A 14,298-nucleotide genomic window follows, 5' to 3' on the forward strand; every position below is an offset into this window, starting at 1 on the left:
ACTGGAGGAGGCGCTCATTACCCGGTACGGCACGCTGGGCAGGGCTCAGGATCCGATCACGCTGCGTAGTGACAACGGCCTGGTATTTACCTCTCGGCATTACACTCGGACGGTGTACCAATACGGTCTGAAACAGGAGTTCATCCGTCCCCACACCCCGCAGCAGAACGGGATGGTTGAGCGACTGATCCGAACTGTGAAAGAGCAGTGTCTCTGGCTTCATAACTTCCAGACACTGGATGAAGCCAGGCAAACCTTGAGGGCGTGGTTCAAGTACTACAACGAGCAGCGCCCTCATCAGGCGCTGGGGATGAAAACACCCAGTACGATTTACCAACAATTAGCGGCTTGAGTGTGCAAATTCCGCTGGGTCATTACATGCTTGAGGATCGAGACGATCTGGGTCTCGGTGAAACGGGACTTCTTCATGGAACCTCCTGGCTGGGGAAAACATGCCAGAAAGTTCTACTTATGGGGTGTCTGCGGATCGGGGAAGCTTACGATTGCGTCCCGCACCATCGCCAGCATGGAACACGGCTAGAAGAACGGACGCGACATGCTCACCAGCCGTGACGTGCTTGTCATAGATGAGGCGGGCATGGTCGGCACGCGCCAGTTGGAGCGCGTGCTGTCCCATGCCGCCGAGGCTGGCGCAAAGGTGGTGCTGGTCGGCGATCCGCAGCAGTTGCAATCCATCGAAGCAGGTGCGGCGTTCCGCTCAATTCATGACCGGCACGGCGGAGTGGAAATCCATGAAGTGCGCCGCCAGCGCGAGGACTGGCAGCGCGATGCCACCCGCGACCGGATGCGTGAGGCTGGCGATCTGGGCGAGGACATGCGCGTCACCGTTGAACGCGGAGAAAGAAGCTTCGCCGCCGGGGATCGCGTCATGTTCCTGCCAGATGGCACTTCCAGCATAAATCGATCACCGTGCCCGTCTAACCAGCGAAGTGACGAAACCGATTTCCATTTCCCCTTCGACCCGCCGTTAGGTCGTCACTTCAAAACTGCACCCCGAGCTTGACCCCGAACGTGTGATCCTGGCTGTCGCCATCGGTGCCGAAGGCGGTGCGGTAGTCGAAGCCGAGGTTCCAGCTTTCGCCCAACTGGGCATCGAAACCGAGGTCGATTGTCAGGTGGTCGCGCGAGAAGCCGTCCACATTGAGCGTATAGGGCAGCGTACCGAGATCGGCGTAGCCGAGGCTGACGCGGCTCGCCCCCTCGAAATCATGGGTGTATTCGAGCCGCCCACGCGGTGTGAGCACACCCCATTCCATGGGGATCGCGTATTGGAAACGCAAACCAAGCGTGCCAGAGAGTGTGTCGATGGTCTGTTGGCCATAGATGAGGTTCCACATGCCCGCGCCCGTCTCGGTGAAGGCGTCGAGCGTGGAGTGCGAGCCGGAAAGCCGACCATAGGGCGAGATCAGCAGGCCCTCATTGCGGAACTCGTAGCCGGCCGAGAGCGAGGCGAACAGTTGATCGCCGCCGCGGGAGCCGGTGGCGAATTCGCCGGTCGTCGTCACATAGCGCACGCTGTCAAAGGTCATGGTGCTGTAGCCGGCCAGGCCGTCGAGGAAGAAGCCGGGAACAGGACGGTAGCTGCCATAGGCTGCCAGCGAGAAGGCTTCGGCGCGGCTTTCCGTGTCGTTGCTACCAGCCTCCGTGACATCGCGCCCATAGCCGACGCCGAAGCCGGCGGTGAGCTGTGGTGTGAAGCGATAATCGACACCGGCGCTCACGCCGACCAGCGTATGGTCGAGATTGATCGCGCCATCGTCATTGGTGCCGAAACTAACAAAGCCGCCGCTCCAGAAGGCCAGATCGCCGAACAGATTCTCGACCGGGGTGGCTTGGGAAGCGCTACCGCTATCGGCTGCAGAGGATACGACCTGTCCGATGGCGTCAACGGCTGGATCATGCGGCGTGTCCTCATTCGGCGCGTAGGCGTTGGCGTTGTCGGTTGGCTGCTGGAGGGAGAGATTGACGCCGATGGAGTTGTTTCGCCGTTCACCCTCATTGTGAAGCTGTTCGAGCCTCCGGTTGAAATTGGTGATCTGGGTATTGGCGAAGCGTTTTGCCGTCTGCGTCTGCGCCCGCATCAGGCCGATGACTTCCGGATCAAGAGAAGGGTCGGGGCGGGCACTCACGGTGATGGTGACAGTCGCCGGTTCAGACGCGCCATCTGCATTAGACAGGGTGTAGGTAAGGCTGGCAGTTCCGGCAAAAGTGCCCGCAGCGGCAAAATGCAGGATATAGGCTCCGTTCTCGCGTTCGACCCAGGCGTCGCCGGCCTCGCTGGCAGGATGGGTGGCGATGGCAGCGCTGGTAAATGGACCTCCTGCCGCGCCTCGCGTCAGATCGAGCGTACCGCTGGTTCCGGCCATAACCTCAAGCGTGTGGTTTTGGGCGACGGGCAGGTTCTCCGCTTCGACTTTGAGCGTGACCCTGGCGCTACCTTCGAATCCGTAAGCATCCGTCGCCCTGACGGCGAAAGCGAACTCGCCGCCTTCCGCGGGCGTGCCCGACAGGGTTCCATCGGCGGCGAGCGTCATGCCGTCCGGCAGGTCACCCGAGGCCAGATTGAAGGCATAGGGCTCGCTGCCGCCCGAGGCGGACAGCCGCACAGGTTCATATTCCATGTTCACCCTGCCGTCGGGCAGGCTCGGCACGGTGACGACGATTTCGGGGGCATCGACGGTGAGCGTGTATTCCCGTTCGCCAGTGAAGTCGTTGGCGTCAATTGCCGTCACCGTGAAGGTGAAGCTTCCGGCCTCCGTCGGTGTGCCGTACAGTTCGCCGCTCGCGTCGAGCGACAACCCTTCGGGCAGCGCACCGGCTGTCATCGCGAAACTATAGGGCGCTTTCCCGCCCTCGGCGGTGAAGGTCACTTCCTCATAAGGGGTACCAGCCGTGCCGCCTGGCAGGCTCGCAGGTCCCACGGCAATCTCGGGCGCAGCCTCGACCGTCAGAGTATAGGATTTGGTCCGAGAGTGACCGCGTTCGTTTCTGGCTTCCAAGGTGAAGCTGAAATCGCCCGTCTCGGTCGGGGCGCCTGCGAGAGTACCGTTTTCGTGCAGTTCGAGACCACTCGGCAGCGCACCGCTCACTATGGCAAACGCGAAATCCCAAAGCCCGCCTATCGCGGTGATTGTTTCTTCGTAGGATGTGTCCTCGCTCGCATTGGGCAAGGCGTCAGGGGATAAAGTGATTTCCTCAAAGATGAAGGACACCGCGCAGTCTGCCGTGACGGGATCGGTGTACCAGGCACTGCCCACGGGATGGATGCCGCATCCACTGGGTTGGCGATACGTCGCGCCGGGATCGGGAATGGGGTCCCAGAAGGATATTATTCGACCCTCGGAAACTTCCACGGGGCTGCTGATCGCTGTTTCCGGATCGTCATTGAAGGTGACCGATCCAATCTCGCCCCGACCGCTGGATGACCAGGACACCGTGTAGGTTGCGGCTTGGACATTGATTGACGCCGTTGCCGGGGCACTGGTGCCGGCGGCGTTGGTCGCAGTGTAGGTGATCTTGTCCAGGCCTGAAAATCCGGCATCTGGTGTGTAAATGATTCCTGTGCCTGAAGCCGAGATAGTGGCACTGCCGTTGGACGGGCCAGAGACAACCTCCACAAACTGGACCTCGTAACCGTCAATGTCGAGGTTGACGAGATTGTTCGAGCTGTTGGCATCAACGGTCGTGGTCGTGTCGCCGACCGTCGGCGGCTCGGTTACCTTGACCGTGATGTTCAGCGTCGCGGTTGCGCAGGCGGGATCGCTTGTCTCGGCCGTTATGGTCGCGATCCCCGAACGATGGGTTGTCGCATCGCCGCCCACGGTGCTCAAGGAGAATATCTCCACGACGTCGGGATTGCTGCTGGAAATGCTTGTGACCTTAAAGGGAAAAAGCCGCACATAGATGGTCTCGCCTACTGGCCACTCAACACTTCCTCCCGGAAGCGTCGGGCCACCATGCTCTTGAAGAAGGTGCCACTCACAGTCAGGGACCTGAGCCTTTGCCGGCATGGATAAGCCGAGACAGGCAAACAGGCCGAAAACCCCAATAAGCGCCCAAGCCCTGATCGCAGCAAACTGCTCGACGATGGCGTCGGTCAGGGCCCGCAGGTCTTCGTGGGTGATCTCGGTCAGCTTGAGGTTGCCGAACTTAACCTTCAGGTCGCGCTCATAGACCGAGCGCCGCATGTCGCGGGTGGAATCGGCCATCGGGTAGCTTCGAAGCCACTTTTCCGCCCAGGCACCAAACGTCTCGGCGTCGCGCACCCGGGCCTTCTCCCTGGCTTTTTCCCGGGCCGGAGACTTCCCCGCCGCGATCATCTTCTTGGCTTCGGCCAAGCGTTCCCGGGCCTCGGCCAGCGTGATCCCGCCCGGCCCGTACCGGCCGAAGGTGATGGTCTCCTGGCGCCCGTTGAGGGCGTAGTTGTAGCGGAACGAAATGGTCCCGGAGGGTGTGACGGCCACATACAGGCCGTCCCTGTCCGCCACCTTGTACAGCTTGCCCGTCGGCTTGAGGTTCCGCAGCTTGGTATCGGTCAACATGGCACACACGCTCCCTTGCAACACCATGCGTCGTGCGCCCTGCTTGGACGAGAGGGAATCCCCTTATAAGTCAACAACTTACAGAGGCAAACCCATGGCACAGCCATCGTGACGCACACGCTTCACCGGCCATCAATACCATGCCTGGAAAACCCCACTCGGAACGGAAAAAATTCGTTTTACAGCAACTACTTACACGATTCCGATACCATGACCACCCGGAAACGAGGCGCATGGCATCGGCGGCGAGGCATGGCACAGGGCCGGTTTCCTGCCATCGACTATGCCATGAAAAATTCGTGCTTGGCCATACCCCAGGCTGCCAGTCCGTGCCAGGTGGAAAACACAAAAAAGCCCGCAGTGACGCGGGCTTAGGTGTGTCTGGTGCCGGATCCTGCCGGCCGCTGCCGGACGCGGAATCACTCCCACTCGATGGTGGCCGGTGGCTTGCTGGAAATATCGTAGGTGACCCGGGAGACACCGCTGATTTCATTGATGATCCTGTTGGACACCTTCTCCAGGAACTCGTAGGGCAGATGCGCCCAGCGAGCGGTCATGAAGTCGATGGTTTCCACTGCACGCAGGGCGATCACCCATTCGTAGCGACGGGCATCGCCAACCACGCCCACCGACTTGATCGGCAGGAACACGGCAAAGGCCTGACTGGTCTTGTGATACAGGTCGGCCTTGCGCAGCTCCTCGATGAAGATGTGGTCGGCGTGGCGCAGGATGTCGGCGTACTCCTTGCGTACCTCGGCGAGGATGCGCACACCCAGCCCCGGACCCGGGAAGGGGTGACGGTAGACCATGTCATAGGGCAGGCCCAGTTCCAGACCGATCTTGCGTACCTCGTCCTTGAACAGTTCGCGCAGCGGCTCGACCAGTTCGAAGGCCATGTCTTCGGGCAGACCACCGACGTTGTGGTGGGACTTGATCACATGGGCCTTGCCGTTCTTGGTGGCGGCAGACTCGATCACGTCGGGGTAGATGGTGCCCTGGGCAAGGAACTTGATGCCTTCGAGTTTGGTGGCTTCCTCATCGAACACCTCGATGAAGGTGCGGCCGATGATCTTGCGCTTGGCCTCCGGATCGGTCACGCCCAGCAGGCGGGACAGGAACTTGTCCTGGGCATTGGCGCGGATCACCTTGACGCCCATGTTCTCGGCGAACATGGCCATGACCTGGTCCCCTTCGTGCAGACGCAGCAGACCGTTGTCCACGAATACGCAGGTCAGCTGATCACCGATGGCCTTGTGCAGCAGCGCGGCAACCACCGAGGAGTCCACGCCACCGGACAGGCCCAGCAGCACCTTGGCATCGCCCACCTGGGCGCGAACCCGGGCAATGGCGTCCTCGACGATATGCGCCGGCGTCCAGAGTGCCTCGCAGGCGCAGATGTCCAGCAGGAAGCGCGACAGGATGCGCAGGCCCTGCTTGGTGTGGGTCACTTCCGGATGGAACTGCACGCCGTAGAAACGACGGCTCTCGTCGGCCATGGCGGCAATGGCACAGCTCGGCGTGCTGGCGATCACCTTGAAGCCCTCGGGGAGCTCGATCACCTTGTCGCCGTGGCTCATCCATACATCCAGTGTCAGTACGCCGTCATCGGCCACCGCGTCTTCGATGCCATCGAGGAAGGCGCTCTTGCCGACCAGATCCACGCAGGCATAGCCGAATTCACGGACATCGCTGCCCTCGACCCGACCGCCCAGCTGGGTAGCCATGGTCTGCATGCCGTAGCAGATACCCAGCACGGGCACGCCCAGCTCGAACACCAGCTCGGGCGCCCGCGGGCTGCCCTCGGCGGTGACCGACTCGGGGCCGCCGGCGAGAATGATGCCCTTGGGCGCGAAGGCGCGGATGGCCTCGGCCTCCATGTCCCAGGGATGAATCTCGCAGTAGACGCCTATCTCCCGCACCCGCCGGGCAATCAGTTGGGTGTACTGGGAACCGAAATCCAGAATCAGGATGCGGTGTGCGTGAATATCATGTTGAGCCATGGTATGCCTTCAAGAGCTGGATACTGAAAGCCGGAACCGGCAGCCCCCATCCCCTCGGGATGGAAGACTGCCGGTTGCGGCGCCGGTGTTTCGGAGGCCCGGATCAGCCGACCCGATAGTTGGGCGCCTCTTTGGTGATCTGCACGTCATGTACGTGGGACTCGGTCATGCCGGCACCGGTGATGCGGACGAACTCGGGCTTGGTGCGCATCTCCTCGATGGTGGCACAACCGGTGTAACCCATGGCCGCACGCAGGCCGCCCATCAGCTGATGGATGATGGCCGACAGGGCTCCCTTGTAAGGCACACGGCCTTCGATCCCTTCGGGCACCAGCTTCTCGGCACCGCTGGAGGTGTCCTGGAAGTAACGGTCGGCGGAACCCCCGTTGGCATTGGCCATGGCACCCAGCGACCCCATGCCGCGATAAGCCTTGTAGGAGCGGCCCTGGAACAGCTCGATCTCCCCGGGCGACTCTTCGGTCCCGGCAAACATGGAACCCATCATTACCACCGAGGCACCGGCGGCGATGGCCTTGGCCAGGTCACCGGAGAAGCGGATGCCACCATCGGCGATCAGCGGTACACCGGTGTCCTTCAGCGCGGCTGCCACATCGGCGATCGCGGTGATCTGCGGCACACCGACGCCAGCAACGATACGGGTGGTGCAGATGGAGCCCGGGCCGATGCCGACCTTGACCGCATCTGCGCCAGCGGCCACCAGGGCCAGCGCCGCAGCGCCGGTCGCGATATTGCCGCCTACCACCTGAATTTCCGGGAAGGTCTGCTTGACCCAGCGCACCCGGTCCAGCACGCCCTTGGAGTGGCCGTGGGCGGTGTCGACGATGATCACGTCCACGCCGGCCTTGACCAGCGCGGTGACCCGCTCCTCGGTTTCGGCGCCGGTGCCGACAGCGGCACCCACACGCAGCCGGCCGTATTCGTCCTTGCTAGCCAGCGGGTAGGCCTTGGCCTTCTCGATGTCGTTGACAGTCATCATGCCCTTGAGGCGGAAAGCATCATCAACCACCAGCACCCGCTCGATACGGTGCTTGTGCAGCAGCTTGCGCACTTCACTGGTGGAGGAACCTTCCTTGACGGTCACCAGGCGTTCCTTGGGGGTCATGACGTCGCGTACGCGGGCGTCCAGACGGGTTTCGAAGCGGATGTCCCGGGAGGTGACTATGCCTACCAGGTCACCGTTGTAGAGCACCGGCACACCGGAGATGTTGTTCTGGTGGGTCAGCTCGAACAGCTGCGCCACGGTGGCGTCGGCGTCAATGGTGATCGGGTCCTTGACCACACCGGACTCGAACTTCTTGACCTTGCGCACCTCGTTGGCCTGCTGCTCGATGGTCATGTTCTTGTGGATGATGCCGATGCCGCCTTCCTGGGCCATGGCAATGGCCAGGCGGGCTTCGGTAACGGTGTCCATGGCGGCGGACACCAGCGGCATGCTCAGCTCGATCCCGCGAGTCAGATGTGTCTTAAGACACACGTCCTTGGGCAACACCTCGGAATATCCGGGCACCAGGAGAATGTCATCAAAGGTAAGGGCTTCTTGGCGAATACGCAGCATAGCGGGAGCTCCCGAGCGGGAAAAATGGAAGCGCGCCATTATACCCTCGCGGCGCCAGGTACTCAATTGCATTGAGCCGATTTCAGGCATTAAGCTGGCGTCGCCGAACTGCTAACATGCGCGCATGAACAATGATGACGCCATATTCCGCCAACTGGGCACAGAACGCGAGGTGCTGACCGTCAGTCAGCTCAACGCCCGCGCGCGGCGACTGCTTGAAGAAGTCTTCCCCGCGGTCTGGGTCGAGGGCGAACTGTCGAACCTGGCCCGCCCGTCCTCCGGCCACCTGTATTTCACCCTCAAGGACAGCGGCGCCCAGGTGCGCTGTGCCCTGTTCCGGCAGAACGCGGCCCGGGTGCGCATGGACCTGCGTGACGGCCTGCTGGTACGCGCCCGCGGCCGGGTCAGCCTCTATGAGGGGCGCGGCGACTACCAGATGATCCTCGATGCGGTGGAGCCCGCCGGCGACGGCGCACTGCGCCAGGCCTTCGAGGCGCTCAAGGCCCGACTGCAGGCCGAGGGCCTGTTCGCCGCCGAGCGCAAGCGCCCGCTGCCCTCGCACCCGACCCGGATCGGCGTCATCACCTCGCCCAGCGGCGCGGCGGTGCGTGACATCATCAGCGTGTTCGGCAGGCGCGCGCCCTTCATTGAACTGGTGATCAGTCCCACGGCCGTCCAGGGCCGGGAGGCGGCGCCGCAGATAGTGCAGGCGCTGGAGCGGGCCGACCGGGGCGGCTTCGACGCCCTGATCCTGGCCCGGGGCGGTGGTTCGCTGGAGGATCTCTGGCCGTTCAACGAGGAAATGGTCGCCCGGGCCGTGGCCGCCTGCCGCACCCCGGTGATCAGTGCCGTCGGGCACGAGACCGATGTATCCATCAGCGACTTCGTTGCCGACGTACGCGCCCCCACCCCCTCGGCGGCCGCCGAACTGCTCAGCCCCGACACCCGGGCCATGTTGCAGCAACTGCAGCGCAGTCATCGCCAGCTGCAGCAATGCATGAAGGTCCGCCTGGAGCGGGAACGGCTGCGACTGGACGCCTTGCGCCGTCGCCTGCGGCACCCGGGAGAGCGGCTGGCCCAGCAGAGCCAGCGCCTGGATGAGCTGGAACTGCGCCTGCGCCGCGTCTGGCAGCAACGCATGGATCTGCGCCGCCAGCAGCTGGCCAGCCTGCATGGACGATTGCAGCAACAGCATCCCGAGCGGCTGCTGCGTCTGCTGGAGGAAAGACTGGAGCAGATGCGCCAACGTCTGCCCCGTGCCATGCAGCTGCGCCTGGCGCAGCACCGCCAGCAACTGGAGAGCGCCGCCCAGAGTCTGCACCTGATCAGCCCGCTGGCCACCCTCGGGCGCGGCTACAGCATACTGCTCGACTCCCAGGGGCATGCCGTACGCCGCCCCCAGGACACCCAACCCGGGCAGCGCCTGCAGGCTCGCCTGGCCGAGGGCAGTCTGAATCTCAGGGTCGAGGCCGAGGAACCGCACACCCTGCCCCTGCTCGACTGAGTCCCACCATGAAGGCGCAGGCGGCATTTTCTTGCTAGCATGTCCCGCGCCTCGTTTGGGGCACATCCATTCACCAACCATTACGGAAAGTCATGGAAGCCCAATACCACCAAGCCATCGACTGGCTGGAACAGTACCCCCAGCTCTACACCCTGATCAGTCTGACCCTTCTGATTCTGGCCGCCTGGCTGGCCAACTGGGTCGTTAAACGCATCCTGGTACGCGGCCTGGTACGCCTGCTCAAGGCCAGCCCGATAGGTCACGAACAGTCACTGGAAAACGCCAGATTCATCTCCCGGCTGGCCAACATAGTGCCCGCCATAGTGCTGTCGGCCGGTATCGTGCTGATTCCCGGCCTGCCCGAGGCGCTGATCACCGTGGTGCGCAATGTCTGCGGAGCCTTCATCATCCTGACCATCGCCCTGGCCATCACCAACGTGATGACAGTGGTCAACGGCATCTATGAACGCCGTCCACAGGCACGCAGCAAGCCGATCAAGGGCTACATCCAGCTGATCAATATCGTCATCTACTCGATCGCCACCATCCTGATCATTGCCACCCTGATCGATCGCTCGCCGCTGATCCTGTTGTCCGGCCTGGGTGCCATGGCGGCGGTATTGATGTTGATCTTCCAGGACACCCTGCTGTCGCTGGTGGCCAGCGTGCAGATCAATTCCAATGACATAGTGCGTGTGGGCGACTGGATCGAGATGCCTGCCCTGAACGCCGACGGTGACGTGATCGACATCTCCCTGCACACGGTCAAGGTGCAGAACTGGGACAAGACCATCACCACCATTCCTACCAAGCGCCTGATCAGTGATCCCTTCAAGAACTGGCGTGGCATGCAGGAGTCCGGCGGGCGCCGTATCAAGCGCGCCCTCATGCTGGATCAGCAGAGCGTGCATTTCCTGGATGACCGCGAGCGTGCCCACCTGCACCGCTTCCGCCTGCTGGATGAATATCTGAACGCCAAGGAAGCGGAAATCGCGGAGTGGAACCGTCAACTGAAGGAGAGCGGACAAGAGCCGGTCAACACCCGACGCATCACCAACATCGGCACCTTCCGCGCCTACGTGGAGCGCTACCTGCGCAGCCACCCGGGCATCCATCAGAACATGACGCTGATCGTCCGCCAGCTGAGCCCCACGGCCGAAGGCCTGCCCATCGAACTCTACTGTTTCACCAATACCGTGGCCTGGGTCGAGTACGAAGGTATCCAGTCGGACATCTTCGACCATCTGCTGGCCATACTGCCGGAGTTCGGGCTGCGGGTGTATCAGGCTCCCAGCGGCCAGGACATGCGGGAAATGGGTACTGCCGGACGCACCAATCCGGACGCCGGGGTTTCCTCCCTCGGCTGAGTATCGTCGGCGCACCTGCGGGTGCGCCGAATTATGGCGGCAGCGGGGGAAAATCCGCCATCCAGCGCAACGCAACCTCGCCATAGCGATAAAAACAAGCAGTTTATTGCTATTTCCCTCATTCGATTGCCACAAAAACCATCCCGCCCTAGAATTTACGGCATGAAAACGCCAAGCACCCTCATTCTTCTCCGGCAGCATGCCTGCCTCTGTCTGGTCAGCCGCCGACTGCGGGGCTGAGACCATCGACTCGCCCATTCGACCGTCGGCCCTCCGGCCATAGAACACAGTTACCGAACAGGATTTTCGCCATGAGCATGCTCCCTGACCCGTCCAGCAAATACCGCGCCTTCGCGCCCATCAGCCTGCCCGACCGCACCTGGCCGAACAAGGTGCTGGACAAGGCCCCGATCTGGCTGTCCACCGACCTGCGCGACGGCAACCAGTCGCTGATCGAGCCCATGGACGCCGAGAAGAAGATGCGCTTCTTCAAGTGCCTGGTCGCCATCGGCCTGAAGGAGATCGAGGTGGGTTTCCCCTCGGCGTCCCAGACCGATTTCGATTTCGTGCGCGAACTGATCGAGGGCGGGCATATTCCCGATGACGTCACCATCCAGGTGCTGACCCAGGCCCGGGATGACCTGATCGAACGCACCTTCGAATCGCTCAAGGGCGCCAAGCGGGCCATAGTGCATTACTACAATGCCTGCGCGCCGAGCTTCCGCCGCATTGTCTTCAATCAGGACCAGGCCGGGGTGAAAGCCATCGCTGTGGCGGCGGGCAAGACCATCCGCCGTCTGGCCGAGGCGGCGCCGGAAACCCAGTGGAGCTTCGAGTACTCCCCCGAGGTGTTCAGCTCCACCGAAACCGACTTTGCGGTGGAGGTCTGCAACGCGGTCATCGAGGTATTCGATCCGACTCCGCAGAACCCGCTGATTCTCAACCTGCCGGCCACCATCGAATGCTGCATGCCGAACCAGTATGCGGACCAGATAGAGTGGTTCGGTCGCCACATCCAGCGCCGCGACAGCGTGCTGATCAGTGTGCACACCCACAACGACCGAGGCACCGGCGTGGCCGCCTCGGAGATGGCCGTGCTGGCCGGGGCCGACCGGGTCGAGGGTTGTCTGTTCGGCAATGGTGAACGTACCGGCAACGTCTGTCTGGTGACCCTGGCGCTGAACCTCTATACCCAGGGCGTGCATCCGGGTCTGGATTTCTCCGATATCGACGGCGTACGCAAGGTTGTGGAGGAGTGCAACCAGCTGCCGGTGCATCCGCGCCACCCCTACGTCGGAGATCTGGTACATACCGCCTTCTCCGGCTCGCACCAGGATGCGATCCGCAAGGGCTTCGCCCAGCAGGATCCGAACGGTATCTGGGAGGTCCCCTACCTGCCGATCGACCCAGCGGATATCGGTCGCAGCTACGAGGCGGTCATCCGCGTCAACAGCCAGTCCGGCAAGGGCGGCATCACCTACCTGCTGGAGCAGGAGTACGGCATCAGCCTGCCGCGGCGCATGCAGATCGAGTTCAGCCAGGTGGTTCAGGGCGAAACCGACCGGCTGGGTCTGGAGATGACCGCCCAGCAGATCCATGACCTGCTCGAGCGCGAATACCTGCAGGCCAGCGAGCCCTACAGCCTGATCCGCCACCGTCTGCAGGAGGAGAACGGCACCAGTGCAGTGGATGTCGAGGTCCAGGAACAGGGCCGGAATCACCACTGGCGCGGCACCGGCAAGGGCCCGCTGGAGGCGCTGGTCAATGCGCTGCCGGTGAAGGTCGAGATCATGGATTACAACGAGCACGCCATCGGCTCGGGGACCAACGCCAGAGCCGCGGCCTATATCGAGATCCGCATGGATAATGGCCGCTCGCTGCACGGCATCGGTATTGACGAGAATCTGACCACGGCCAGCTTCCGGGCCCTGTTCAGCGCAGTGAACCGCGCCCAGCGCCAGAGCCGCGCCAAGGCCGCCTGAGCCGCTGCCTGCCCATGTGCCCCAGGGGCCATGGGCAGGCTCATTCGGTGGGCTCTGCTGCGCGGCCCGGCGAGATCAGCCGCCATCCCAGCGCCAGCCCGCCCAGAAGATAGGCCGCTCCTCCCCAGGCCGCCATCAGCCCCCCACCCAGCCGCTGATCGTCCAGCTCGGTGAAACCGAACAACCCCATGCACAGCTCCGCCGGATAAAGCAGCCGCGGCGCCAGCAGCAACAGCACCCCAAGCATGGTCATGTGCATCAGGGTCAGGGCAAAGCCGAGCAGGGTCACCACCAGCTCGCTGCGCCGCCGGACCGATAATGCCAGCCACCAGACCGCCGCCCCGACCACCACGAAGCTCAACTGCTGCAGCACGAAGATGCCCACCTGCCGCGCCGCGGCCTCGTGCAATGCGGGCAGATGCCAGCCCCAGACCACCAGCATCTCGAGGGAGAAGATCAGCACCGCTGCGGTGGCGAAGCGCTCTCCGGTGCGCAGACGACGCCCGCTACGCACCAGCCCCAGCGCCAACACCGGAGCAGCCAGTGCCACCACCCCCAGGTGCAGCAACATGTGCGCGGAGAAGGCGGTGCGGCTCAGCGCCGGCAATGGGCCGAGCCAGAGCAATGCCAGTATCAGGATACCGGCCCATACCCAGCGATTGACCCTGTCCGCAGCCACTGTCACCCCCCGTCCATCAGCAGCCGGATCCGACGGGCCAGCTCGGCTGCCTCCAGTTGACCGGACAGTACCCCGAGCAACTCGCCCCGGTTATCCAGCAGAAACAGCGCCGTGGTGTGATCGAGCAGGTATGTGTTATCGAAGTCGACCCTGTGTGCATACAGACCCCAGGTTTCCACAACCTGGCCAACCTGCTGCGAGGTGCCGGTCAGCCCCCGGATACGGGGATCGAAGAATCCCAGATAGGCCTCGAGCCGATCCATGGTATCGCGTTCCGGGTCCAGGGTGATGAAGGTCGGCGTCGGTTGCCTGCCACTGTCCTCCAGCTGGTTCAGGGCATCACGCACCCGGATCAGCGTCGTGGGACAGATGTCGGCGCAGTGGGTGAAACCGAAGAACACCAGAGCCCCATTCTCGGTTGGCCAATTCTCGGCCACCGGGGCGCCCTGGTGATCCCGCAGGACACGGACACTCTCGATCGCCGTGGCCGAGAGGCTCGCAGGCGGGGGCGTTGGTGCCGGCCAGGCCAGGTAGGCGACTGGCAGCCCCACCACCAGCAGCAGGACCGCCGCGATGAATACCGGCGGCAGGGGAAGTTTCATGGCTTGCCCGTGATCAGTTACCTTCC

General features: G+C 63.0%; 10 protein-coding genes and 1 pseudogene. 5 read left to right on the forward strand and 6 right to left on the reverse strand.

Annotated elements, in window-relative coordinates; translation table 11 throughout:
* Together BM046_RS15075 and BM046_RS15080 are read left to right on the forward strand one after the other, a co-directional pair.
* A partial coding sequence (locus BM046_RS15075; RefSeq protein WP_143084210.1) for an integrase core domain-containing protein occupies nucleotides 1-352 on the forward strand: 352 nt, incomplete at its 5' end.
* A gap of 204 nt (nucleotides 353-556) precedes the next feature.
* Nucleotides 557-1,024 (forward strand): AAA family ATPase, encoded by a 468-nt coding sequence (locus BM046_RS15080; protein WP_235818662.1) that lies wholly within the window; start codon nucleotides 557-559, stop codon nucleotides 1,022-1,024.
* Here BM046_RS15080 and BM046_RS15085 read toward each other — a convergent pair.
* The 4 genes and pseudogenes from BM046_RS15085 to guaB all read right to left on the reverse strand — a co-directional run bounded on the left by BM046_RS15085 (nucleotide 1,002) and on the right by guaB (nucleotide 8,138).
* The gene (locus BM046_RS15085) at nucleotides 1,002-4,031 is read right to left on the reverse strand and encodes an autotransporter domain-containing protein (protein ID WP_235818663.1); all 3,030 of its coding nucleotides are present in this window, start codon (nucleotides 4,029-4,031) and stop codon (nucleotides 1,002-1,004) included. The genes BM046_RS15080 and BM046_RS15085 overlap by 23 nt on opposite strands.
* 48 nt (nucleotides 4,032-4,079) lie before the next feature.
* Nucleotides 4,080-4,562 (reverse strand): annotated as a pseudogene (locus BM046_RS16455) (tyrosine-type recombinase/integrase); the annotation flags it as partial.
* 419 nt (nucleotides 4,563-4,981) lie between these two features.
* On the reverse strand, nucleotides 4,982-6,562 hold the full coding sequence (guaA, locus tag BM046_RS15090) for a glutamine-hydrolyzing GMP synthase (RefSeq protein ID WP_090540944.1): 1,581 nt from the start codon (nucleotides 6,560-6,562) through the stop codon (nucleotides 4,982-4,984).
* A gap of 103 nt (nucleotides 6,563-6,665) precedes the next feature.
* Entirely contained in the window at nucleotides 6,666-8,138 is a 1,473-nt protein-coding gene (gene guaB, locus BM046_RS15095) for an IMP dehydrogenase (RefSeq protein ID WP_090540946.1), read from the reverse strand.
* 124 nt (nucleotides 8,139-8,262) lie between these two features.
* Between guaB and xseA the strand changes: the two genes are divergently transcribed.
* The 3 genes from xseA (at nucleotide 8,263) to leuA (ending at nucleotide 12,991) form a co-directional block, all read left to right on the forward strand.
* Nucleotides 8,263-9,642, forward strand: a complete 1,380-nt coding sequence (gene xseA / locus BM046_RS15100; protein WP_090540947.1) for an exodeoxyribonuclease VII large subunit — start codon at nucleotides 8,263-8,265, stop codon at nucleotides 9,640-9,642.
* A gap of 92 nt (nucleotides 9,643-9,734) precedes the next feature.
* A complete protein-coding gene (locus tag BM046_RS15105) occupies nucleotides 9,735-11,009 on the forward strand; it encodes a mechanosensitive ion channel family protein (RefSeq protein WP_090540949.1) in 1,275 nt (424 codons plus the stop codon).
* A 311-nt stretch (nucleotides 11,010-11,320) separates the two neighbouring features.
* The gene (gene leuA, locus BM046_RS15110; protein ID WP_090540951.1) at nucleotides 11,321-12,991 is read left to right on the forward strand and encodes a 2-isopropylmalate synthase; all 1,671 of its coding nucleotides are present in this window, start codon (nucleotides 11,321-11,323) and stop codon (nucleotides 12,989-12,991) included.
* A gap of 40 nt (nucleotides 12,992-13,031) precedes the next feature.
* On the opposite strand, the gene BM046_RS15115 is transcribed toward leuA, so the two are convergent.
* Both BM046_RS15115 and BM046_RS15120 read right to left on the reverse strand, forming a co-directional pair.
* On the reverse strand, nucleotides 13,032-13,676 hold the full coding sequence (locus BM046_RS15115; RefSeq protein ID WP_090540953.1) for a cytochrome c oxidase assembly protein: 645 nt from the start codon (nucleotides 13,674-13,676) through the stop codon (nucleotides 13,032-13,034).
* Nucleotides 13,673-14,272 (reverse strand): SCO family protein, encoded by a 600-nt coding sequence (locus BM046_RS15120; RefSeq protein ID WP_090540955.1) that lies wholly within the window; start codon nucleotides 14,270-14,272, stop codon nucleotides 13,673-13,675. The genes BM046_RS15115 and BM046_RS15120 overlap by 4 nt, the downstream gene beginning before the upstream one ends.
* Between the last annotated feature and the right edge of the window lie 26 nt (nucleotides 14,273-14,298).

Source organism: Halopseudomonas formosensis (assembly GCF_900115905.1).
In the GTDB taxonomy this organism is placed as follows: domain Bacteria; phylum Pseudomonadota; class Gammaproteobacteria; order Pseudomonadales; family Pseudomonadaceae; genus Halopseudomonas; species Halopseudomonas formosensis.

Coding starts and splice junctions, on each gene's coding strand:
- BM046_RS15080 (WP_235818662.1), top strand. CDS start 557: ATGCTCACCAGCCGTGACGTGCTTGTCATAGATGAGGCGGGCATGGTC.
- BM046_RS15085 (WP_235818663.1), bottom strand. CDS start 4,031: ATGCCGGCAAAGGCTCAGGTCCCTGACTGTGAGTGGCACCTTCTTCAA.
- guaA (WP_090540944.1), bottom strand. CDS start 6,562: ATGGCTCAACATGATATTCACGCACACCGCATCCTGATTCTGGATTTC.
- guaB (WP_090540946.1), bottom strand. CDS start 8,138: ATGCTGCGTATTCGCCAAGAAGCCCTTACCTTTGATGACATTCTCCTG.
- xseA (WP_090540947.1), top strand. CDS start 8,263: ATGAACAATGATGACGCCATATTCCGCCAACTGGGCACAGAACGCGAG.
- BM046_RS15105 (WP_090540949.1), top strand. CDS start 9,735: ATGGAAGCCCAATACCACCAAGCCATCGACTGGCTGGAACAGTACCCC.
- leuA (WP_090540951.1), top strand. CDS start 11,321: ATGAGCATGCTCCCTGACCCGTCCAGCAAATACCGCGCCTTCGCGCCC.
- BM046_RS15120 (WP_090540955.1), bottom strand. CDS start 14,272: ATGAAACTTCCCCTGCCGCCGGTATTCATCGCGGCGGTCCTGCTGCTG.